Annotated in this window: 8 protein-coding genes; all 8 read left to right on the top strand. The window is 36.9% G+C overall.

All coding sequences use genetic code 11. The features are described 5' to 3' along the window. Positions 1–107 precede the first annotated feature (107 nt). A complete protein-coding gene (locus ACECE_RS0213375; protein ID WP_010247988.1) occupies positions 108–656 on the top strand; it encodes an acyltransferase in 549 nt (182 codons plus the stop codon). A 34-nt stretch (positions 657–690) separates the two neighbouring features. Beyond that, positions 691–1908, top strand: coding sequence for a Coenzyme F420 hydrogenase/dehydrogenase, beta subunit C-terminal domain (locus ACECE_RS0213370; protein WP_010247985.1), 1218 nt, complete (start codon positions 691–693; stop codon positions 1906–1908). Between the two features lie 292 nt (positions 1909–2200). Then, a complete protein-coding gene (locus ACECE_RS0213365) occupies positions 2201–3595 on the top strand; it encodes a sugar transferase (protein WP_010247981.1) in 1395 nt (464 codons plus the stop codon). A gap of 258 nt (positions 3596–3853) precedes the next feature. Further along, positions 3854–16588, top strand: coding sequence for an Ig-like domain-containing protein (locus tag ACECE_RS0213360; protein WP_010247979.1), 12735 nt, complete (start codon positions 3854–3856; stop codon positions 16586–16588). 93 nt (positions 16589–16681) lie between these two features. Further along, a complete protein-coding gene (locus tag ACECE_RS31150) occupies positions 16682–16852 on the top strand; it encodes a hypothetical protein (protein WP_205410183.1) in 171 nt (56 codons plus the stop codon). Positions 16853–17211: 359 nt separating this feature from the next. Beyond that, positions 17212–24333 (top strand): Ig-like domain-containing protein, encoded by a 7122-nt coding sequence (locus ACECE_RS0213345; protein ID WP_083878619.1) that lies wholly within the window; start codon positions 17212–17214, stop codon positions 24331–24333. Between the two features lie 390 nt (positions 24334–24723). After that, on the top strand, positions 24724–25743 hold the full coding sequence (gene rfbB / locus ACECE_RS0213340; protein WP_010247971.1) for a dTDP-glucose 4,6-dehydratase: 1020 nt from the start codon (positions 24724–24726) through the stop codon (positions 25741–25743). 74 nt (positions 25744–25817) lie between these two features. Then, entirely contained in the window at positions 25818–26111 is a 294-nt protein-coding gene (locus ACECE_RS31495; protein ID WP_010247969.1) for a hypothetical protein, read from the top strand. The last annotated feature ends 136 nt before the right edge of the window (positions 26112–26247 follow it).

Raw genomic sequence — 26247 nt, 5'->3', positions numbered from 1 at the left:
TAAAACAAAGTTGCTGAAGTAATTGAAAATAATTCTGTAATGATAGGTTTGTAGTGGTTGATAGCTCTGTAGCAAAGTCAAAAAATCTATATAAAGGGGAATGAACTATGATAAAGGGTATAAAGAGCTTAATGAAAACTTTTTGCTTAAAATTAAAATTTAAAAATGATATTACTATTAAACCTACAAGAGGCTTGTGCTATAAATCAGAAATATCGGTTTTAAATGGGGAAGGGAAACGTGGCAAGATTGTTTTGGGCAAAAACTTCCATGTCAGAGATTATACGCGTATTGTTGCATGGGGTGGTGAAATCAATATTGGTGATTACACTTCAATAAATGCACACTCTGCATGTATTAGTTTGAATAAAATTACTATTGGTAATAATTGTTCAATAGGGCCAGGTGTATATATTTATGATCATGACCATGCTTTCAATGAGAATGGAAAGATTCCTGGTGAATTCAAGTCGAGCGAAATTAAGATTGGGAACAACGTCTGGATTGCCGCTGGTGTTATTATTTTGCGAGGCAGTGTTATCGGAAACAATGTTGTTATTGGAGCGGGATGTATTGTTCAGGGAAATATTCCAGATAACATGCTAGTTACTTCGAAAAGGGAAAATAATATGATCAAACTTGAAAAACGTAACTGACATTTTGAATAAAGTTTAGTTATCGGAGGGGTTTATGGAGAAAATAATGCTATTCAAAGATAAAACAGACTGCTGTGGATGCGGAGCTTGCATGAACATTTGTGCTAAGCAGGCAATTTCTATGCGGGAGGACGAATATGGCTTCCTATATCCGGTAATCAATGAAACTTTGTGTATACGTTGCGGAGCTTGCAAGAAGGTGTGTGGTTACCAGAATGTGGAGGAGAGCAATACGCCTCTGGAAACTTTTGTAGGAGTTACTAAGAAGACGGATGTAATGCAGTCTGCATCCGGTGGTATATTTGCAAGTATCGCAACTTCTGTGATTGAAGAAAACGGCATTGTCTATGGTTGCTCTATGGAACTGATTGATGGTGTACTTAGTCCTATACATATTGGAGTAGATAATCTCGTAGATTTGAAAAAGCTACAAGGCTCTAAATATGTACAGAGTTTTATCGGAAATTCCTATTCGCAAGTCAAGCAGCACCTGAACTCACAGCGGATTGTATTATTCTCTGGAACGCCTTGCCAGATTGCTGGATTGAAAGCTTATCTAAATAAGGATTATGATAATCTCTTATTGATTGATATTATTTGCCACGGAGTTCCAAACGCAAAGTTATTCAAAGACTATATATACTCACTGGAGAAGAAGCTGAAGGCGAAAATTACTGAGTTTAATTTTAGAGACAAGACATACGGTTGGGGTTATACTGGGAAAGCTATCTATAAAACTGCAAATGGTAAGGTAAAAGAAAAGCTCATATATACAGGTGAATCTTCCTATTGTCAGCTGTTTCTAAAATCAGAAATATGTCGAGAGAGTTGTTACGTTTGCAAGTATGCCAATAGCCATAGAACAGGAGATGTTACTATTGGTGATTATTGGGGAGTAGAAAAAGAACATCCTGTTTTGCTGAGCAGCAACGGCGGCAGTTATGATGAAAAGAAAGGAATTTCGTGCTTGATAGTCAATACAGAACAAGGAAGACGGTTTATTGATAGATATGCAAGTGATATGCAACTGTCAGTTTCAAAATTTGAATGTGCAGCAAGAAAAAATGGTCAGTTGAAAGCTCCAATCCGCAGAAGCGAGAAACGGTATAATTTATTGGAATTATATCGGGAAAAGGGATATGATGCGGTCGAAATGTGGTTTAAAAAAGATAAGGGCTTTAAATTGATTTTAATAAAAATAAAGAATAGACTGCCCTATAAAATGAAGATTAAGTCAATGCTGGGTAGATAAAATTTACAAGATAAATGTACGGGCGGATGCACAAATAGGGTTTTAGAAAAAATATAAAGAGAATATAATTAACTAGTTCAATACAGCACTAGATATCTTAATAGCAGAACAAAGGTTAATGTTATACATGATTCTCTAAATTTTACTGAAATTTTACATTAACTTTATGTTTACTACAGAGAAACGAGTTGCTTTTTGTGTGATAATTTGGTATTATATCAAATTAAAGGGCTTGAGTGACCCGGCGCTATACAATATATACAATTTTATTTATTTTGATTGGGGGAGAAAGATGCACAAATCAAACCGACTAGCCTATGCTAATATAGGCCAGTGTATACTCGACATAGTATTTTTAGTTTTATCGTATGTAATAGCTTACTTGATAGCTTCGAATTTAAAGGTACTGCATGGTATTATGGAATTTATATGGGTTCCTATTATTTATATACCTATTTGGATTTCTATTATGCTTATTATGGGAATGTATAATAAAACCACCTTTAACTACAATGACAGAATTATTCGAAATGTTCTTTTTTCAACATTGATCTCTAGTATGTTTCTAACGTTTATTATGTTCTTTATAAAAGAAACACTAATCAGCCGAACAATGTTTGTGAGTTTTGTAATAACAAGTGTCATAATGTCTATTACCGAGAGGTTAATATATATTTTTTGGGTTAATAAGTATCGAAGCAGCAATGCCAAAAATGTAGTTTTTGCAGGAGTTCCGGATAGAGCTTTAGAGTATGCATATTATGTAAAAAAAACAAGTTTGAAAATTAACGTTATTGGATATATCAGTATTCACGGAAGCACGCCGTTTAAAAGTAAAAGGGCATTGGGATATATTGATGATTTAGAAAATATTTTGAAAGCTAATGCTGTTGATGAAGTCATATTTACTCTACCTAGAGGATATGCCGGTGAATTTGGAAAGTATGTTCGTTTATGTGAGGAGATGGGAGTCACAGTTAAGATGATTGTTGACCTCTATGATTTAAGAATTGCGAAAACTTATATGTCATATATAGGCACATTACCAATTATTGTATTTCATTCTGTGAGCCTCAACAGTTTTGAGCTTGCTTTTAAGAGACTTATAGATATTGTGGGGGCTTTAGTAGGTCTTACTATTACTGGTATTGCTTCGCTTTTCATTGTTCCTGCGATAAAGCTTTCAGATCCGGGACCTGCCTTGTTTAGTCAGGATAGAGTTGGATTAAACGGAAGAATTTTTAAAATCTATAAATTCCGAACAATGTATGCTGATGCAGAAGAGCGTAAAAAAGAGCTTATGAAAAAAAATGAGGTAAGTGGAGGTTTGATGTTTAAAATGAAATCCGATCCAAGGATTACACCGATCGGAAAGTTTTTAAGGAAGACAAGCCTTGACGAATTACCTCAATTTATAAATGTTTTAAAGGGAGATATGAGCCTTGTTGGAACCCGTCCTCCAACGGTCGATGAAGTAAGCCATTATAAAAACTATCATAGGAGAAGAATAAGCTTTAAGCCTGGACTTACTGGTATGTGGCAGGTAAGCGGCAGAAGTAACATAACTGATTTTGAAAAGGTGGTAAGCTTGGATACTCAGTATATAGATGAGTGGTCCTTATGGCTCGATATCAAGATAATTCTCAAGACTATTTTGGTTGTACTAAAAAAAGGAGATGCCTATTAATAAAGTGTGGTTAGATGGCACGATTCCAAGTAAATACATTAGCTTTGATTAATAAAAAGGTCACACAGTTTCGGCTGGTGTGACCTTTTTTCATTTTATGAAGATTGTATGAAGTACGAAACATATGACCTTCCTCAGTCCTATTGAAATGCACAAGTCACTTTGATATAATTTTCGCATAATGAAAATAAGATATTTCCTAATAAGGAATATCATTAATATAGATTCAAAAAATAGAAGATTTAAAAGGAGGAGAATATGTACAGATCAAAAATTCGGGTTTTATCAAGAATTCTTGTAGCTATGATTATCATAACTTCAATGATTAACCCAATACCGAATCTGCCGTTTAGTGGCGTGAACTCTAAGGTTTTAGCTGCTTCTGATGTGGAATCTGTATACTCAAGTGTATACGGTACTAAAAAAGAAGGCATGTCTTCACAATTATTTGCGCTAGAAGCTACCCCTATCAGTTCACCAACTCCGACTACTCCTGCACCGGATAGTTATGGCAATGATTTTGCAACAGCTTTCGAAATAGCTGTCGGTACAGAATATGAGGGGGTAATAGACGTTTCAGCGGATGTTGATTATTTTAAATTTACTACAACTGTTGCTGGAATGTATTCGATTGAGACAACAGGTAATGCAAACACAGTGGGCCAACTTTATAATCAGAATCAAGGCAGTTTGACTTATGATTATGATGATGGCGTAGGTAACAACTTTTATATTGAGAGTAAGCTTGAAGCAAATACACTCTACTATGTAAGGGTTGATTCAGGTAACCTAAATACTAAATACACTTTGAAGGTATCAAAGATGACTGATGATAATGATAATGATACTAATTCAGCTACAAGTGTGCAGTTGGGTACTACAAAAAATAGTACGATTGATTATATAACTGATCAGGACTATTTTAAGTTTATTCCATCTGCCACTGCCTTGTATACCATTGAAAGTACAGGCAGTATTGATTTGACTGGTTATTTACAGGGAGTTGCTTCATCAACTGATATCAGTACATCAAACAAGAACTTCAGAATAAAAGCTCAGTTAAATGCTAATCAAACTTACTATATACAGGTATACCAGCCGACAGCTGATAAAGATACTGCTGCTATAGGAAGCTATGGCATTACTGTTTCAAGCCTTGAGGATGATTATGGAAGCAGTTTTGCTTCGGCAGTACAAATTCAGGCAGATACGGATTATACTGTTCTGGGTCAAGCCACAGAGGATGTTGACATGTTAAAATTTGTACCATCTACATCGGGTATATACGCGTTTGAGTCTAGCGGTACATCGAATACATACGTAACATTATATGATGTGAATGGAAGTGCTATTGATTACGGCTATGATGAAGGCATAGGTTATAGTTACTATTTAAATCATTATTTAGAAGCTGGAAAAACATACTATATAGGTACACGTTCAAATAGCGTTGATGTTTCATACACCTTAAAGGTGTATAAGCAAAACGATGATTATGGAAATGATAATAATACTTCTACTTTTATTCAAGTAGGAGATATTGTTTCAGGTGAAGTGAATTATCAGAATGATTATGATTATTTTAGATTCGTTCCTGCCTTAAGTGGTCCATATGTTATAGAAAGCTTTGGTGATACAGATGTAACCGGAACAATAAGTGGAGTAACAACATCATATGATATAAGCACTACAAATAAGAATTTTAAAATAAGCCAGGCCTTAAATGGAGGACAAACATATTATCTATATGTTTATCATGCAAATAATAATGACAAGGATACTCCAGGAACAGGTGCTTACAGCTTTAAGATTTCTGCCGGAGCAGATGACCATGGAAATACTTTTGAGTCAGCTACACCGATTGAGACAGGTGCTGAAATCCAGGCAGTAAACGAAACGTCAGGCGATTATGACTACTTCAAATTTGTTCCTGAGACTTCCGGAATGTATGGGTTTGAAAGCATAGGGAGCAGCAATACATACTGTGAAGTTTATGATAAAAACAAAAATAGTATAAATAATGATTATAATGCTGGAGTGGGTTCAAATTATTTTTGTACTATATGGCTTGAAGGAAGCCAAACTTATTATTTTAGGACTTCAGGTGATGTGAACGTATCTTATAAAGTTAAAGTGGATTTGCTTGCTGACGATCATGGACATGATTCAAGTACAGCTACTGCGTTAACATTAGATACATTGACTTCCGGTGAAATTAATTTTTCTGGGGACTATGACTATTTTAAATTTACGCCTGCCGTTGCAGGACCATATGTAATAGAAAGCACCGGTACAACTGATGTTGACGGCGAGATTACAGGTTATACAAGTAATAGCAACATAAGCAGTACAGATAAAAATTTCAGGATTACATATACTCTTAATGCAAATCAAACATATAATATCAGGGTATGGCACTATTACTACTGGGACAAGGACTACAGCAATACTGGGGCATATGGCATTAAGGTTTCAAAACTTACTGATGACCACGGTAATACATATGATACAGCTACAGATCTGGAAATAGGAGCTTCACTTCAGGCAGTTCATGAAAGCAATGGAGATGTTGATTATTTCAAGTTCACTACAACTTCAGCTGGCATGTACAGCATAGAAAGCTTGGGAACAGTAAATGCTACCGGATATTTGTATAATAGCATTAACAGTTATATCGATAGCGATTCTAATGCGGGCGTAAGCAATAATTTCTATATGAATAAATGGCTCGAAGCTAATAGTACATATTATATAAGATCATTTGGAAGTACAGTAGGAGATACTTATCAGGTAAAGGTTTCACCTCTAGCTGATGATCATGGACATGATGAAGCTAGTGCTATTGCACTGACAGTAAACAATGAAGTTACAGGTCAGATTAATTTTTCTGGGGACTATGACTATTTTAAATTTACTCCTACTGAAGCAGGAGCATATGTGATAGAAAGTACAGGAACAACCGATGTTGATGGTAACTTAGTAAATTATCAAAGTAATGGTGATATCAGTTCAACAGATAAGAATTTTAAGATTACATACTCTTTAAATGCAAACCAGACCTATAATATTCAAGTTTATCACAAGTATTATTATGATAAGGATTACACAAACACAGGTGAATATGGAATCAAGGTGACAAAACTTCCAGATGACCATGGAAATAACACTGATTCTGCTTCACTTATACAGGTAGGTACGGATGTGAAAGTAGTCAAGGAATGTAACGGAGATGAAGATTACTTGAAGTTTGTACCGACTGTAAGTGGTATGTACAGTGTTGAATCAACAGGGACGGCAAATACCTATGGACAGCTATTTAATAGTAGCAAGTCAAGTATGGGGTATGATTATGACAATGGAGTGAATTATAACTTCTATCTTGCTGCATGGCTTGATGCAGGAAGTACTTATTATTTAAGGACATATTCCAGTGAAATTGGAGTTGAATACACTGTAAAAGTAAGTAGCCTTAACGATGACTATGGCAACAGCAATGAGAAAGCTACAGCATTGACACTGAATACAGAGCTGCCAGGTGAAATAAACTATCCTGGGGATTATGATTATTTCAAATTTACACCTACTGTATCAGGAACGTATGCTCTTGAAAGTACAGGTTCAACAGATCTTTATGGCTATTCGTCGAGTTATGGCAGCAGCTCTGATATAAGCTCATACAATAAGAATTTTAGAATTGCATATTATATGACTGCCAATACAACGTATTATTATTATGTCAAACACTATTATGATGACAAGAATTATGCCTGCACTGGGGCATATGGAGTAAAGCTTACGTTGCTGGAAAACTCTGCAACTGCTATACAGGCAGGAACAGATCTTAATGTGACTCAGGTTACAGATGGTAATTATATAAAATTTGTTCCGGCTTCATCCGGTATGTACAGTATAGAAACTACAGGTACTTCTAATACATTTGCTTATTTATATGATTATAAAGCTTATAGCTATATAACATATGATTATGACAGTGGAATCGGACAAAATTTCTATATGAAAGCATATTTAACAAGTGGTCAGGTTTATTATATACTACCTACTTCAACAAACAGTCAACCATATACAGTAAAGGTTACAGCCTTAACTGATGATCACGGGTATAATAATAGCACGGCAACTATAATAACTGATGGAAATGAGATTAATGGGGCAGTGGACTTTGCGGGAGATTATGATTACTTCAAGTTTGTTCCGACTTCATCAGGACCGTATGCCATTGAAAGTACTGGAAGCACAGACGTAGACGGAGAAATAACCAATTACTTATCAAATAATGATATTGATGCTTCAAATAAGAATTTTAGGCTTGCATACACAATGAATGCAAATCAGACTTACTATATTAAGGTATGGCATCATAATTCAGATAAGGATTATACTCCAAATACAGGTGATTATGGAATCAAGGTAACGAAACTGACAGATGAATTTAGTGACAGCATCAATACTGCCAATTCAGTGGATATTCAAAAATTAATTACAACAGGAATTGAATCGGCAAACGATTATGATTATGTAAAGTTTGTACCGATTGAAACAGGTTCATATACTATACAAAGTTATGGTAACTTGGATGTTTACGGTTATCTGTATAATTCTTCTAAACAGGGCTTGGTTGGTGATAACAACTCAGCTGGCGATAGTGTTAATTTTAAGATTACATACAACCTTGAGGCCAATGCTACATATTATCTGAGGATTTATGCAAATTCAAATAAAGTTGGCCAATACTCCATTGCAATATTCCCCGGCAGTGATGATCATAGAAATGAAATAAACAATGCATCGCTTGTTCAGGTTGGTGTAGATGCTGCGGGAATATTTAATTACACAGGTGATGTAGATTGCTTCAGATTCTCACCTACAGCTGATGGGGTCTACAACATAAAGAGTACCGGTTCTTTGGATACTTATTGTGAAATTTATGATAGCATCGGAAACATGCTTGGTTCTTCTGACAATACATCGGAAGAAGATCTTAATTTCTCAATAACACAGAGTCTATTGGCAAACCGTACATGTTATATCGTTGTTAAGAATCAAAATACAACAAATGGCACAGGAAGCTATACTCTGAAAGTAACCAATACAGGACTCAATACCGGCGATGATTTCGGTAATTCTTTTGATACTGCAGGAGCGCTTACAATAGGAGCTGAGCAGACAGGAAATATAGATTATGCTTCGGATATTGACTTCTTTAAATTTACAGCATCAACTTCAGGTACATATACTATTGAAAGCACAGGTTCAAACAATTTAATAGGGTATGTTTACGACCAAAGTAAAGCATTGGTTGCATATGATAATGACTCAGGTGTGAGCACAAACTTCTATTTGCCTGTATACATTGAAGCTGGTATGACTTATTATGCAAAAGTAATACATTCAAGCGGAAGCGCCACAGGTAATTATGGGATCAAGGTTACATCTGTAACAGATGATCATAGAAATATCAATGCTAATGGAACAGTATTAAGCATCGGATCTAATATCGCATCTTCTATAAATTACAAAGGTGATATCGACGTATTTAAGTATCTTCCAACTGCCAACGGACCTGTTGTATTCAGTTTAACCGGCAATGGTGATATTAGATTAAAGGTATTCAATCAAAACGGAATACTAATTTATTCTGATTCAAGAACAAATTCAAGTGTTGCTAATTTATCCGTTCCGATCTATTTGACTGCCGGCCAGTATTACTACTTCAAGGTTAATCACAAGGATTATATTGATGTAGATACTGCAGGTACAGGCAATTATTCAGTTAAGCTTTCAGCAGGAAGCGATGATCATGGAAATGGATTTGATAATTCAACATTAGTAACAGCAAATGTAGTGGTTTCTGGAAATATCGAAAGCTTTGGCGATGCAGATATGTTTGAATTTGTTCCCACAGCTACAAGTATTTACACTATTACTACAACCGGAACATCTGATACTGTTGGATATTTGTATGATGATACAATGGCTTTAAGAATATCCGACGATAATTCCGGAGTAGATAACAACTTCTTTATTGCAAGTACATTAACTGCCGGAAAGACATATTATGTGAAGGTTGCAAACACATCAGCAACAGGAACAGGTAGTTACAGCTTCGTAGTTGCAGCAGACAGTATAGCACCATCAGCGCCTGAGCATGTTGGTATTGCATCAAAGTCTGGATTAAGTGCTGCATTACAGTGGAGCGCTGCGACAGACAACGTTGGTGTTGTTGGATACAACATTTACAGAGGTGGAACAAAGATAGGTACCACCAGTCAGTTAACTTATACTGATACAGTTACTGCTGCCGGTGTTTATATCTACACTATAAAAGCGTATGATTCAACAGGGAATGAATCAGCAAACAGCAGTCAGATTGTATTTGACTGTGAAAAGCCTGCTGTACCTGCTGGTCTGAAAGCATCAAACAATACAGTAACTACAATTGATCTTTCATGGTCAGCATCAAATGATGGAACAGGTACAGGCATTCAAAGCTATAATTTATACAGAGATGGAGTAAAAATAAAAACAGTATTGGCGACATCTTATAATGATACATCACTTGTACCGAATACAAGCTATAGCTATCAGGTCACAGCTGTCGACAATTCAGGTAACGAATCTGCTTTGAGCAGTGCAATTGCAGGAAAGACTCTGGCTGATACTACAGCACCAAGTGTACCGGCAAATCTTTCTGTTTCATCAAAAACAGGAACTTCGATAACCTTGGCATGGTTGGCATCAACTGATGATTATAAGGTTGAAGGATACCAGATTTTCAGAAACGGAACATTGGTTGGAACAACAGCAGGATTGACTTATAAGGATAAAGTGCTTACAACAGGTACTTCATACAGTTATGTTGTTAAGGCTTATGACAAAGCAAACAATATATCAAATGCAAGCAATAGTGTATCTGCAATACCTTTGAAACCTCAGATTCTGAGTGTTGAGCCAGTAGCAGGTACAACTGTTGGAGGAAATACTTCAAGATGGTTTCATGTGTATTTTGCAAACAGTAACAATCTAGCAGGTACAAAGGGTAAGTTCGAATACTCAGTAGATGGCATTACATGGAGTGATTTCGGAAGTACGGTTTATGGTCCTTATACCAGCGGAAGTTCTGCATACTTATACTGCAGATTGGATTTCACATCATTGTCAAGTGGTACCTATAAAGTTCGTTATACTGTAACTGATGAAGAAGGCAGCTTTGATAAAATTGAAGCAGCTTATCAGCTTGACAGAACAAGTCCAAATGCTCCAGGAAGCCTCAATGCTTCAGGTGTTGCAGGAAAGATTGATTTGTCCTGGGATATTCCAGTAAACAACGATGTTCATCATTATGTTGTATATCGTTCTTTGACTTCAAGCGGTACATATAACAGCATTGCTACTATAAATGGTGCAGCAAACAACTATTATTCTGATTCAAATGTAACAAATGGTACTACTTACTATTACAAAGTTACTGCAGTTGATACCTTTAGTCAGGAAAGTGCATATTCAAATACTGCATCTGCTATACCGCAAGTTGATAGCATAATTCCAACTGTTCTTGGAATTGAGCCTTTAAATCAGACTGTCTTAGGTCCAAATGCTTACATAACTGTAAGATCTCAGGACAATATTGCAGTATCAAGCATTAAACTTCAATACTCAACAAACGGAACAACATGGAATGATATAGCTACACAAAATTCTACAGCAAATGCTTATTTTAACTGGAGTACAGCACCTCTTAACGGTAATGTATCAGTTAGAGCAATTGTATATGACAAATCAGGAAATGCAAGTAACGGAACTCCAGTTAGAAACTATGTAATAGATACCCAAGGTCCAGATAAGGTGACAGGGCTTGCGTTTACAGCACATTCAACATATGTTGTATTAAAATGGAGTGATGTTGCTGCACAGGATTTCTCATACTTTATGGTAGAGAAGAAAAAAGATGATGGAACATTTGAGAATGTTGGTACTACAAGTACTACTCTCGGAATGAATGTATTAAATCTTGTACCTGGTAAATCTTATGTTTTCAGAGTTGTTGCTTATGACAAGTTTGGAAACAGAGGAACAGTTTCCGATGAGCTTACAGCTCTGACACTTAGCGATACAACTGCTCCATGGATAACCGGTATGGGACCAAGTCCAAGCTCGTTTACAGGTAAAATATCATTATGGGCTAGTGCGAGCGATAATTCAAATGTTGCATCTGTTAAATTCCAGGTTTCCAACAACCTTACAAGCTGGACAGATATAACAACAGTTACAAACACAAACTACAATGCTAATTTCACTGCAAGGTATGATTATGATGTGTCAGGACTTGCAGCAGGAAAAATTTACATCAGACCTGTGGCTGTAGATGCAGCAGGACTTACAAGTAATACAACAGGCAGCTTTACTTATGCTGAGTATGTAGTTGATCATACAGGACCTGCAGCACCTTCTGGTATTTATGTTGAGCCGGAAGCAGGGCTTATCACATTGAAATGGCAAGAGAATACAGAAACTGATCTCAAATCCTATAAGGTATACAGATCGGAAAATGTTGTCGGTCCATTTGAAATGACAGCTCAGGATATTGATTCTCTAGGATATAGAGATAGAAGCGTCGATCAGACTAAGACATATTATTATCAAATATCTGCAGTTGATATTGCAGGTAATGAAGGACCAAAAAGTGCAACAATTTCTGCCAAGGCTACAGCTGATACTGAAGCACCAAAAATTGCGGGCATCTGGCCGAATAGTGGTAAGACACTTTCAGCAAACCCTCAAATATCAGTAGTAGCTTATGATAATTACAAGCTTGCTAATCTCAAGGTGGAAATAAAGAAAGCTTCAGATGAAGCAGGAACATGGACTACTGTATTAAATAAGGCGCTTAGTACATATAACGAAAATGTAACCTTCACTTTGGATACATCAGCTTTGTTTGAAACAACTTATATTATAAGAGCTACAGCTACTGATGAAGCTGGAAATGTAAGTGAAATAAAGAATGTTTCCTATGACTTCAATCTTACACCTCCGACTAAACCTGCAGTAACTGCTAAAGCAGGTGGATGGAAGGTTGATCTGACTTGGGAAAGAGCTGCAGAGCCTGATCTTGCAGGTTATAGAATCTATAGATCAACTACTTCCGGTGGAACATATCAGATGATTAAGGAAATAAATGCAGACTCTTACTCTGATACTAGCGTAACACCGGGAATTGCGTATTATTATGTTGTTGACTCAATAGATACCTTCAGAAATACAAATAGAAGTGCGGAAAGTTATGCTATACCAACTTCAGAAGATAGTATCGCTCCAGTAGCGGTTGCAGGAGAAGAACAAATAACGACAACAAATCTTCCGGTATACTTTGATGGAACTTTATCAAAGGACAATAATCGCATTGCAGAATACCTGTGGGATTTTGGTGATGGAACATCTTCCATACAGTCACAACCATCTCATATTTATGCTGCTGCTGGTGTTTACACGGTAAAATTGACAGTAAAAGACCCAGCAGGAAATGCGAACTCTGCGACTACAACTGTTACTGTAAAACCAGCAACTCAGGTTGGAGTTGTTGAAGTTAAGGTTATTGATAATGCAACAGGATCACCTCTTGGTGCGGCAAGTGTAGTTGTTGAATATGCTGATGGCACAAGATACAATACAACAACTAATGGTGCAGGCTTTGTAAACGTAACTGTACCAGCAGGAGATTGTAAGGTTTATGCGTATAAGACAGACTATAAGCCGAACTATATTGCTGCAAAATCTGTTATTGGAACAAAATCTACTGTTACAGTAGGTCTTGAAAGCGGACAATTGGTAGTAGGAGAGCTTACAGTTAATAGAATGACACTTGACCAGATCAAGGACGCAGGTATAGATGTCACTGCACCAGAAAACAACTGGGTATACAAATTTGAAGTGCATCTGGCATTCCAGAACAGACCTTTACCTGTACAGACAATTATGGTTAATGGTAACGGTGGGTTGTTAGGTGGCAGTGGCGGTGGATTTTATATTTCAGGAGGAGGCTCTGGCGGAGGAGGTTATTATGCTTATCCAAAGGCAATACCAGTACCAAACCATCCAGAAATAAGACCAACGATTGCTTATCTTGTAATACCGGGTGAAGCAAGATTCCTTAAAGAATTCTTTGAAGTACAGCTTGCTCTTGAAAATACAGCAGACCCTGTATTTGTTATTGAGCAATCAAAAGCAGTGCTTACATTACCTGATGGATTGGCATTGGCAACAACAAGAGAAGGACAAAGTCTTGAAGTAGATATTGGTGATTTCAAGGGCGGAGAAAAGAAAGAAGTAAAATGGATCATCCGTGGTGACAAAAAAGGAATGTATACTTTGCAAGCTGATTTTACAGGTATACTCCAGCCATTTGGTGAAGAAGTAAGCGCAACATTTAAGAATAAAGAAGCCTTCAGAGTATGGGGCGATGATGCATTGAAGTTGCATATTTATGCTCAGGATAAGGTAGACAAAGGCTATCCATATGACGTAAGATTTGAGCTTGAAAATGTATCTGATATACCTGTATATTATCCGGCGATAGAGCTTTTGGAAAATGGTAAGCAAAACTACTTCTATGCACCAAATCAGGAGCTTGTAAAGAGCGTAGAAACACTTAAAGCAGGAGAGAAGCTGGTAAAAACATATACATTGGTACCTTCAATTACAGGTGATCTTGTATTGAACGCATCATATGTATTAAAAACTGGCGGTAATGCAACAATTGAGTCATTCATACATCCAATGAGCGTACCTGAAAACATGCTTAATGTTGCACCAAAGCTAACTGAGACTCAGAACGGAAATGTTGTAACGCTTTCATGGGGAGCAGTTGCAGGAGCTACAGGTTACAAGATCTACAGTGTAAGAAAAGATCTGAATATGGCAAAAGCTCCTGGCGAGCTTATTGCAACTTTACCGGCGGGAACACTTACCTACAACATAACTGAGACTTCAGGTACAAAGGATTATATTGTTACTACACTTTCTGCAAGCGGGGAGAAAATGAGGCATGCAATAAAATGGCCGGATGTAGGCGACCCAGCACCAGCGGTTATAACAGTAAATCCAAATACAATTGAGGTAAATAAAAACACCGAGCTATGGATTACAGTTAATAATAACGGGTTTCCTGTAAGTGATGGAACTGTGGATGTAGGCTCATACTATACCGGAGTTAAGCTTGACAGCAATGGCCAGGCAAAGGTATTTGTAAATCCTACACAGGCAAATGACTTTACGGTGACTGCATATGATGCGGCACACAATAAGTTGGTTGATACTTTGGTGAAGGTCGTAAACGCATTGAAACCTACTATAGGATACCTTGAAAGCCCTAAGGCAAATCAATCTGTTACAGGAATTGTAAACGTGAAAGGTTGGTTTATCGACCAAAACGGAGTTTCAAAGGTTGAGGTAATGGTGGATGGAAATGTTGTAGGTGAGGCAGTATATGGAGATCTTAGGGCAGATGTATTGGCAGCATATCCGGATTATAATAATGCAAATGCAGGGTTCCACTATGCACTTGATACATCAAAGCTTTCAGAAGGAATACATACATTAAGTATCTATGAAACATCAAAAACAAATGATCAGACATTATTGAAAACTGTAAGTGTAAATGTTGAGTTAAAGTCTATTGGTAGAATAGATTCTCCTAAAGCTTCACGAACCTGTAACGGTAAAGTTGAAGTAAAAGGATGGTTTTTGGATCAATCTGGGGTAACTAACGTAGATGTTTTTGTAGATGGTGTATTCTCAGGAACAGCTGTCTACGGTGGTTCAAGACCTGATGTTAAAACAGTATATCCAAATTACAACAATAGTGCTAACTCAGGATTCCAGTATGTTCTTGATACTACAACGCTTTCAACAGGAACACATTCTGTAAAGGTTTGCGGTACAGGTAACAGTGGAACAATAACAACAATAGGTACAGTTTCCATAACAGTACTTCCAACAATAGGTCGGATTGATTCACCAAAAGCCAATGCAACTATTAGTGGTACAGTGACTTTTAGAGGGTGGATACTTGATCCTAACGGAGTTTCTAAAGTAGAAGTGCTTATAGATAATGCTTTGGTGGGAACAGCTACTTATGGTGACTTAAGACCGGATGTAGAATTAGTGTATCCGTTATACAAGAATGCAAATTCAGGTTTTCACTATGAACTTGATACATCAAAGCTTTCAGAAGGAATACATACATTAAGTATCTATGAAACATCAAAAACAAATGATCAGACATTATTGAAAACTGTAAGTGTAAATGTTGAGTTAAAGTCTATTGGTAGAATAGATTCTCCTAAAGCTTCACGAACCTGCAACGGTAAAGTTGAAGTAAAAGGATGGTTTTTGGATCAATCTGGGGTAACTAACGTAGATGTTTTTGTAGATGGTGTATTCTCAGGAACAGCTGTCTACGGTGGTTCAAGATCTGATGTTAAAACAGTATATCCAAATTACAACAATAGTGCTAACTCAGGCTTCCAGTATGTTCTTGATACTACAACACTTTCAAAAGGAACACATTCTGTAAAGGTTTGTGGTACAGGTAATAGTGGAACAATAACAACAATAGGTACAGTTTCCATAACAGTACTTCCAACAATAGGTCGAATTGATTCACCAAAAGCCAATGCAACTGTTAGTGGTACAGTGACTCTTAGAGGGTGGATACTTGATCCTAACGGAGTTTCTAAAGTAGAAGTGCTTGTGGATAATGTTTTAGTAGGAACTGCTACTTATGGTGACTCAAGACCGGATGTAGAATTAGTGTATCCATTATACAACAATGAAAATTCAGGTTTTCACTATACACTTGATACATCAAAGATTTCTGAAGGTAAACACACTATTACAATCCGTGAAATAAGTAATAAAGTAGACAATGCAATGCTGATTAAGAACGTAGACATCACAGTATCAAAACTACCGTAAAAGGATGGATAGACAGTCCGACAGGAACAACTGATTTAAAAGGAATAGTTTCAATATAGGGTTGGTTCCTTGACTTAAGCGGTGTATGATGATGTGAGAAACGATGTTTTTGATGTATATCCTCAATATGGCAATAAAAACTCGGGTTTTCACTATATGCTTGATACAGTGAAATTATTCAACGGGAAATACACCCTTAAGGTTGTTGAAATTGGGAGTTCATGGCGAACAAATAATCAAACAAAAGGACATAACAATAAGTAATTAAGATGAGTATTAAAAATTGACTTGATTTTCAAGGCTAGGGGCTGTTGCAAAACTAACTAAGAAAGTTGGTATTGTAGCAGCCTTTTTGCAACAAAATGTAACATGCAATTTTTCTGATACTTTTATTGATGTTTACAACAAAAGTTATTTTTTTGATATAATGGTGTTTGGAAATTGGAAATAAAACAAGTTTTACTTTTGAGTTAATACAAACATCTTTACACATAGATAAAAAATAGCTATTAAAGGAGGGGTGAAATGTTTATATTAAGAGTTAAGTCGATATGAGATTCTTAATAGATTGTAAAAATTGATGAAAGTATACAATTAATTCTATTTTAGGGGGTCAACGTGAAATGAAACGTAAATCAAACATAGGAGCGTTGTTATTAGCATTTCTATTAATGATATCTTCTGTTCCTACAAAAGCAGAAACGTTACAAACAGTCAATACCACAACATCAGCTGAGCCATCAGCAATCCCAAGTGCAGCACCGAGCACAGCTGAGCCATCAACAAGCCCAAGTGCAACACCGAGCACAGCTGAGCCATCAGCAATCCCAAGTGCAACACCGACCGCAACTGTGCCGCCAACAATGGGCTCAGGTGGAACGGCAACAAATGAATTACGGAAAGTTATGTTTAATGGAAGTGATTTTGCTACAAATAGCATAAACCTTGATGTACCATCTTCTGAAGCTATGAATGAAATTAAACTTGTTCCATTGACAGGTTATGTGTGCCCTGAAATGATTAATGTCAATGGAAAGGTTTTAAGGAGCGTTGCAGAAGCGGTTTATGGCATAGAATATGACCAAGTGGCAGGTACCATTTCTGGGATTCCAAGTGAAAATCTCATAACAATTGAAGCAAAAGCTCTTGTTGATAATTCATGCGCAATTGCAGAATGTACTGATACATCAGCAAAGGTTTTAGTGGATATAGGTCCGAGCAACCAGACTATTGAAGGTATTACAATAAAAACTGGTAATAATGATTACGGAGCTTTAATTTCTTTTATAGGAAATGTTGTAAATGGTAAGGCGTTATTTTGGCTAACGGATTTAAGCCCAAATACTAATTATATTGTGCAGCCAAAGTATAATGACAACAAGTTGGGCAAAACATTTACATTTACTACAAGAAGTGTTCAGCCAGAAGGAATAAGATCCGTTTGGAATGGTAGCATAATTGATGTAAAAGGCATTAATGGTCTTCAGACAACCTATGGAAATGGTGGGTGGGGATTTAATAATGCTCTTGATGGAAATGTCCAGTCATTTATTACTACATATAATCTTAGCCAAAACGTGAATGAAGTAACAGTTGTATTGCGAAATAATGGAAGCAGTGCTGTTAGCGGTCAGCGTTTTGCTTTTCATGCAGATGTTCAAATCGGCTATAACGATCGCGCACCTATTAGCAATGTACTAAATCAAGGTTTTCTGATGACAGATGGAGTCAATAAACTCTATATAATTAATGAAGGAAATGGAATCAAAAACGGGCACAATCCTCTTGGTGGAATCACTGCTGCGACGACTACCAAATGGTGGGGATACTATTCGGATAGAGGGTATTATTTATATGCTAACCGAGATGGCTTTTCCGATCTAACAGGTACGGACAGTGGTGCTGCTTTTTCTTGGCAAAACATTAGTTTGGAGCCAGGAGAAACTAGAGTGTATACTTTTAAAATTGCGGCAGGCAGCTACGATAGTGGTGATTTGACAGATGTAGAAGCGCCAACTGATCCAACAGGGTTGAAAACTGAATCAAAGGATACTGAAAGTATAAAAATATCATGGACTCCATCTACAGACAATGTAGCTGTTGCAGGTTACAGGGTATATCGTGATGGAATACTCATCAAAACATGTACTGAAACTTCCTATGAAGATACAGGATTGACTCCGGCAACAAGTTACACATATACAGTAGAAGCATTTGACGAGATAGGAAATACTTCAAATTCAAGTCAGAGTTTAGTTGAAACAACACTCATTGATAATGAAGCTCCTTCCATAATCTCAATGGTACCGACAAATGCTATTAGGATTGGAACTTTAAATCAGTTGTTTTTCGGTCCCAATGCCTACATAACTGTAAAAGCACAGGATAATATGGCATTAACAAGTATTAAACTTCAATATTCAACAAATGGAACTACATGGAATGATATAGCTACACAATATACAACAGTTGGACCAAATATAGTAGAAACTGCATATTTTAACTGGAGTACAGCGCCTCTTAATGCTAACGTATCAGTTAGGGCTGTAGCATATGACAAGTCTGGAAATGCAAGTAATGGAACTCCAGTTGGTACCTATGTGGTTGATAATCAAGGTCCAGATAAGGTGACAGGGCTTGAGGTTACAGCACATTCGACATATGTTGTATTAAAATGGAATGATGTTGCGGATCAGGATTTCTCATACTTTATGGTAGAGAAGAAAAAAGATGATGGAACATTTGAGAATGCTGGTACTACAAGTACTACATTAGGTATGAATATGTTAAATCTTATGCCTGATAAATCATATGTTTACAGAGTTGTTGCTTATGACAGGTTTGGAAACAGAGGAACAGTTTCTGATGAGATTACAGCGGTGACACTTAGTGATACAACTGCTCCATGGATAACTGGCATGGGACCAAGTTCAAGCTCATTTACAGATAAAATATCATTATGGGCTAGTGCAAGAGATAATGCAAATGTTTCATCTGTCAAATTTCAGGTTTCAACAAACCTAATAAGCTGGACAGATATAGCAACAATTACAAACTCATACTATAACACTGATTTTACTGCGATGTATGAATATAATGTGTCAGGTCTTGCAGCTGGAAAGATTTATATAAGACCTGTAGCTATTGATCCAGCAGGACTTACAAGTAAAACAACAGAAAGCTTTACTTATGCAGAGTATGTTATTGATCACACAGCACCTGCAGCACCTTCTGGTATTTATGCAGAGCCAGAACCAGGGCTTATTACATTGAAATGGCAACAGAATGCGGAAACTGATCTCAAATCCTATAAAGTATACAGAGCAGAAAATGCTGATGGTCCATTTACATTATTAGCTCAGGATGTTGAATCTCTAGGCTATAGAGATAGAAGCATTGATCAGACTACGACATATTATTACCAAGTATCTGCAGTTGATATTGCGGGTAATGAAGGATCAAAGAGTGCAACAATTTCTGATAAGGCTGCACCTGATACACAAGCACCAAAGGTTTTGGGTATATGGCCGGATAGTGGTAAGACACTTTCAGCAAATCCACAAATATCAGTGGTAGCATATGATAACTATAAGCTTGCAAATCTTAAGGTGGAAATCAAGAAAGCCTCAGATACAGAAGGAACATGGACTACTGTATTAGACAAAGCGATTAGTACATATAACGAAAATGTAACATTCACTTTGGATACATCAGCTTTTCTTGAAACAACTTATACTTTAAGAGCTACAGCAACGGATACAGTAGGAAATGTAAGTGAAATACAGAGTGCATCCTATGACTTCAATCTTGTACCTCCGACTAAACCTGTTGTTACTGCTAGAGCAGGTGGATGGAAGGTTGATTTGACTTGGGCAAGAGCAACTGAGCCTGATCTTGCAGGCTATAGAATTTTCAGATCAACTACATCAGGTGGAAATTATCAGTTGATTAAGGAAATAAATTCAGACTCCTACACTGATACAAACGTTACACCAGACATTACATATTACTATGTTGTTGATTCAATAGACACATTTAGAAATTCAAATAGAAGCGCTGAAGTAAATTGTATTCCAACTACAGAAGATTTCATTGTGCCGGTAGCGGTTGCAGGAAGTGAACAGATAACGACAGCAAATCTTCCAGTATATTTTGATGGAACTTTGTCAAATGACAATCATTGCATTGAAGAATACCTTTGGGATTTTGGTGATGGATCATCTTCTACACAGTCACAGCCATCTCATACTTATACAACTGAGGGTGGTTACACAGTAAAATTGACAGTAAAAGACTCTGCAGGAAATGCTAATTCTGCCACCACAACTGTTACTGTAAAATCAGCAGTTTCGTATGGAATTGTTGAAGTTAAGGTTGTTGATAGTGCAACAGGCTCACCACTTGGTGCGGCAAGTGTAGTTGTTGAATATGCTGATGGCACAAGATATAATACAACAACTAATGGTGCAGGCTTTGTAAACGTGACTGTACCGGCAGGAGATTGCAAGGTTTATGCGTATAAGACAGACTATAAGCCAAACTATATTGCTGCAAAATCAGTTATTGGAACAAAATCTACTGTTACAGTAGGTCTTGAAAGCGGACAATTGGTAGTAGGAGAGCTTACAGTTAATAGAATGACACTTGACCAGATCAAGGACGCAGGTATAGATGTCACTGCACCAGAAAACAACTGGGTATACAAATTTGAAGTGCATCTGGCATTCCAGAACAGACCTTTACCTGTACAAACAATCATGGTTAATGGTAATGGTGGATTGGTAGGCGGCGATGGTGGATTCTATATCCCAGGACCGACAGGAGGCTATTATGCTTATCCAAAGGCAATACCTGTACCAAACCATCCAGAAATAAGACCAACTATTGCTTACCTTGTAATACCGGGTGAAGCAAGATTCCTTAAGGAATTCTTTGAAGTACAGCTTGCTCTCGAAAATACAGCAGATCCTGTATTTGTTATTGAGCAATCAAAAGCAGTGCTTACATTACCTGATGGATTAGCATTGGCAACCACAAGAGAAGGACAAAGCCTTGAAGTAGATATTGGTGATTTCAAGGGTGGAGAAAAGAAAGAAGTAAAATGGATCATCCGTGGTGACAAAAAAGGAATGTATACTTTGCAAGCTGATTTTACAGGTATACTCCAGCCATTCGGTGAAGAAGTAAGCGCAACATTTACGAATAGTGAAGCCTTCAGGGTATGGGGCGATGATGCATTGAAGCTTCATATTTATGCACAGAATAAGGTAGATAAAGGATATCCATATGACGTAAGATTTGAGCTTGAAAATGTATCTGACATACCTGTATATTTTCCTGCTATAGAGCTTTTGGAAAGTAATAAGGAAAACTACTTCTATGCACCAAATCAGGAGCTTGTAAAGAGCGTGGAAACACTTAAAGCAGGAGAAAAACTAGTAAAAACATATACATTGGTACCTTCAATTACAGGCAATCTTGTATTGAACGCATCATATGTATTAAAAACTGGTGGTAATGCAACAATCGAGTCATTCATACATCCAATTAGTGTACCAGAAAACATGCTTAATGTTGCACCAAAGCTTACAGAGACTCAGAACGGAAATGTTGTAACTCTTTCATGGGGAGCAGTTGCAGGAGCTACAGGTTACAAGATCTACAGTGTAAGAAAAGATATGAATATGGCAAAAGATCCTGGCGAGCTTATTGCAACTTTACCGGCAGGAACACTTACCTACAATATAACTGAGACATCAGGTACAAAGGATTATATTGTTACTACACTTTCTGCAAGCGGGGAGAAAATGAGGCATGCAATAAATTGGCCGGATGTAGGCGACCCAGCACCAGCGGTTATAACAGTAAATCCAAATACAATTGAGGTAAATAAAAACACCGAGCTCTGGATTACAGTTAATAATAACGGGTTTCCTGTAAGTGGTGGAACTGTGGATGTAGGCTCATACTATACCGGAGTTGAGCTCGACATCAATGGTCAGGCAAAGGTATTTGTAAATCCTACACAGGTAACTGACTTTATGGTGACTGCATATGATGCAGAACATAATAAGCTTGTTAATACTGTTGTTAAGGTTGTAAACGCAATAAAACCTGCTATTGCATACCTTGAAAGCCCTAAGGCAAATCAATCTGTTACAGGAATTGTAAACGTGAAAGGTTGGTTTATAGACCAAAACGGAGTTTCAAAGGTTGAGGTAATGGTGGATGGAAATATTGTAGGTGAGGCAGTATATGGAGATGCTAGAGCAGATGTATTGGCAGCATATCCGGAGTATAACAATGCAAATGCAGGGTTCCACTATGCACTTGATACATCAAAGCTTTCAGAAGGAATACATACATTAAGTGTCTATGAAACATCAAAAACAAATGTTCAGACATTATTGAAAACTGTAAGTGTAAATATTGAGTTAAAGCCTATTGGTAGAATAGACTTCCCTAAAGCTTCACGAACCTGCAACGGTAAAGTTGAAGTAAAAGGATGGTTTTTAGATCAATCTGGGGTAACTAATGTAGAGGTTTTTGTAGATGGTGTATTCTCAGGAACAGCTGTCTATGGTGGTTCAAGACCTGATGTTAAAACGGTATATCCAAATTACAACAATAGTGCTAACTCAGGCTTCCAGTATGTTCTTGATATTACAACGCTTTCAACAGGAACACATTCTGTAAAAGTTTGCGGTACAGGTAATAGTGGAACAATAACAACAATAGGAACGGTTTCCATAACAGTACTCCCAACAATAGGTCGAATTGATTCACCAAAAGCCAATGCAACTGTTAGTGGTACAGTGACTCTTAGAGGGTGGATACTTGATCCTAACGGAGTTTCTAAAGTAGAAGTGCTTATAGATAATGCTTTGGTGGGAACAGCTACTTATGGCGATTCAAGACCAGATGTAGAATTAGTGTATCCGTTATACAAGAATGCAAATTCAGGTTTTCACTATACACTTGATACATCAAAGCTTACTCCAGGAATACATACATTAAGTGTCTATGAAACATCAAAAACAAATGATCAGACGTTATTGAAAACTGTAAGTATAAATGTTGAGTTAAAGCCTATTGGTAGAATAGATTCTCCTAAAGCTTCACGAACCTGCAACGGTAAAGTTGAAGTAAAAGGATGGTTTTTGGATCAATCTGGGGTAACTAACGTAGAGGTTTTTGTAGATGGTGTATTCTCAGGAACAGCTGTCTACGGTGGTTCAAGATCTGATGTTAAAACAGTATATCCAAATTACAACAATAGTGCTAACTCAGGCTTCCAGTATGTTCTTGATACTACAACACTTTCAAAAGGAACACATTCTGTAAAGGTTTGTGGTACAGGTAATAGTGGAACAATAACAACAATAGGTACAGTTTCCATAACAGTACTTCCAACAATAGGTCGAATTGATTCACCAAAAGCCAATGCAACTGTTAGTGGTACAGTGACTCTTAGAGGGTGGATACTTGATCCTAACGGAGTTTCTAAAGTAGAAGTGCTTGTGGATAATGTTTTAGTAGGAACTGCTACTTATGGTGACTCAAGACCGGATGTAGAATTAGTGTATCCATTATACAACAATGAAAATTCAGGGTTCCATTATACACTTGATACATCAAAGCTTTCTGAAGGTAAACACACTATTACAGTCCGTGAAATAAGCAATAAAGCAGACAGTGCAATGCTGATTAAGAACGTAGACATCACAGTATCAAAACTACCGTAAAAGGGTGGATAGACAGTCCCACAGGAACAACTGATTTAAAATGAATAATTTCAATAAAGGGTTGGTTCCTTGACTTAAACGGAAATATACAGATTGATGATGTTCTGATAGGTCAAGCGGTGTATGGCGAACAAACAGTCAAACAAAAGGACATAACAATAAGTAATAAAAATTGACTTGATTTTCAAGACTAGGGGCTGTTGCAAAACTAACTAGGCAAGTTAGTATTGTAGCAGTCTTTTTTCTTATTTAGATTTATTATTTTGCAAGCAGATATAAATAAAAAGTATTATAATAGGATTGATAATACTAAGTTTTTAACAGGAAATGGAATGTGTGATATGAAGATTTTATTGGAATTAACAATTATATATGAGGAGAAGAATTGAAATGAACATTATAGTAACTGGCGGAGCAGGGTTTATTGGATCAAACTTTATATATTATATGTTAAACAAGTACCCAGACTATCGGATTATTTGTGTAGATTGTCTTACCTATGCTGGCAACCTGTCTACATTAAAGGAAGCGTTGAAAAATCCTAAATTTCGTTTTTGCAAAGTAGACATTCGTGATCGAAAAGCTATCTACAACTTATTTGAAGAAGAACATCCGGATATGGTTGTAAACTTTGCAGCAGAGTCTCATGTTGACCGCTCTATCGAGAATCCGAAAGTGTTTTTAGATACCAGCATAAATGGGACTGCAGTGATGATGGATGCTTGTCGGAAATATGGCATCAAGAGATATCATCAGGTTTCTACCGACGAGGTATATGGTGATTTGCCTTTGGATAGACCTGATTTATTCTTTACAGAGGAGACACCGCTTTACACTAGCAGTCCTTACAGTTCTTCAAAGGCTGGAGCTGATTTACTTGTGCTATCATATCACAGAACCTACGGTTTGCCAGTGACGATTTCTCGTTGCTCCAACAATTATGGTCCATATCACTTTCCAGAAAAACTAATTCCGCTGATGATTGCTAATGCGTTGGCGGACAAGCCTCTTCCGGTTTACGGAAAGGGAGAAAATGTTCGTGACTGGCTGTATGTAGAAGACCACTGCAATGCTATTGACTTGATTATCCATAATGGACGTGTCGGTGAAGTCTATAACATTGGCGGACACAATGAGATGAAGAACATTGATATAGTGAAAACCATCTGCAAGGAACTCGGCAAGTCTGAAAAATTAATTACATATGTGACTGATCGAAAGGGGCATGATATGCGTTATGCCATCGATCCGACCAAGATTCATAACGAGTTAGGCTGGTTGCCGAAAACGAAGTTTACTGAAGGAATCAAAAAGACTATTCAGTGGTATTTGGATAACCGAGAGTGGTGGGAGACTATAATTTCAGGCGAATACCAGAAATATTACGAGAAGATGTATGGCAACCGATAACTTTTAGCAGTAGAAGATAGTATTGTTGGTATAACTGAATAAGTTCTGTAAAATTTGGGGGATGTTCATATAAAATGATAAAATATAAGTATATTTTAAATTTAGCAAATGCTATTGCTTCTATAGCATTTGTGTATTCACTAGTATCCTATGGTTCCGGGAACATAGATTTTATTAGAAAACAAATTTTGCTTATAGCAAGTGTGTGTTTAATATTGATAAACATTATGTGCTTTTTTGGAAAAGTTCCCATATATAGCACTAAAGAATGGGCTAGGCAAACTGAATATACATGGGTGGATACTTTGGGGATAATAATGTCCTCAATAATTGTTGGGCTTTTTGCTTTCGTTTTTTGGCATGGATAGCTTCATTTTGCAGATATTTTTTGGTCATTTGTATTCTGGGGAATAATTATCAATATACTATTAAGAAACTATAATACTAGAAGCTCTCCTGGAGGTAATTCAACATGTTTAATGATGCTATTGGCTTTGACCGTAT

Origin of the sequence: Acetivibrio cellulolyticus CD2, assembly GCF_000179595.2 — a bacterium.
Classification (GTDB): Bacteria; Bacillota; Clostridia; order Acetivibrionales; family Acetivibrionaceae; genus Acetivibrio; species Acetivibrio cellulolyticus.
Note: the sequence above shows the minus strand (reverse complement) of the source record. Positions and strands in the feature narration are given on the sequence as shown.